This window comes from Streptococcus sp. 1449, assembly GCF_013276805.1.
Taxonomy (GTDB): Bacteria; Bacillota; Bacilli; order Lactobacillales; family Streptococcaceae; genus Streptococcus; species Streptococcus pseudopneumoniae.
Window position 1 is genome coordinate 1 of sequence record NZ_VMLS01000112.1, and the last position, 675, is coordinate 675.

Sequence of the window (675 nt, forward strand, 5' to 3'; positions counted from 1 at the left end):
TGATGAAGGGCTTTTCTATCACTCCCCAAATAAATTCATCAGAAAGTCGTGATTTCTATTGAAATGATGCCTTTCTTTTTAGTATAATAAAGTTAGAAAACAAGGAGGGGAAGACGATGAAAGACTTATTAAAAATCATTCAACAACAGAGTGCTACAATTGATAGTCTCACCAATGAACTTGCCCTTCTTCGTGAACAAGTGGCTTATCTAACGCAAAAGCTCTATGGAAAATCCTCTGAGAAAAGTGTTTGTCCATCTGGACAAGTCAGCCTTTTTGAGGAGGAAGCTTCATCTGATGAAGATGGAGAGGTTCCCAGTTGAAAGAGAAGAAATCACCTATAAACGTAAGAAAGCTAAAGGAAAACGTCAAGCTCTTCTTGCCCAATTCGATTCAGAAGAACTCCATCATCGCTTAGAGGATTGCATTTGCCCTGACTGTCAGGGAGAGCTAAAAGAGATTGGAGCGAGTCTTCAAGGCCAAGAATTAGTCTTTATTCCTGCGCAATTAAAACGCATAGATCATATCCAACACTCTTACAAATGCCAAGCATGCAGTGAGAAAAATCCGAGTGATAAAATTGTGAAAGCTCCTATCCCTAAAGCCCCTTTGGCGCATAGCCTTGGCTCAGCTTCTCTATTCGCCCACACCCTCCATCAGAAGTTTACTCTGAAG

At 40.7% G+C, this 675-nt stretch carries 1 protein-coding gene and 1 pseudogene; both read left to right on the top strand.

Translation table 11 applies throughout. The features are described 5' to 3' along the window. The first annotated feature begins 116 nt into the window (after positions 1 to 116). Positions 117 to 323, top strand: a complete 207-nt coding sequence (locus HT687_RS11455) for a transposase (protein WP_000653988.1) — start codon at positions 117 to 119, stop codon at positions 321 to 323. Continuing rightward, positions 298 to 675, top strand: a pseudogene (locus tag HT687_RS11460) (IS66 family transposase); the annotation flags it as partial. The gene HT687_RS11455 and the pseudogene HT687_RS11460, both read left to right, overlap by 26 nt.

What these genes read in the sequence shown, in the direction of transcription:
- HT687_RS11455 (WP_000653988.1), top strand. Translation starts at nt 117, where the DNA reads ATGAAAGACTTATTAAAAATCATTCAACAACAGAGTGCTACAATTGAT.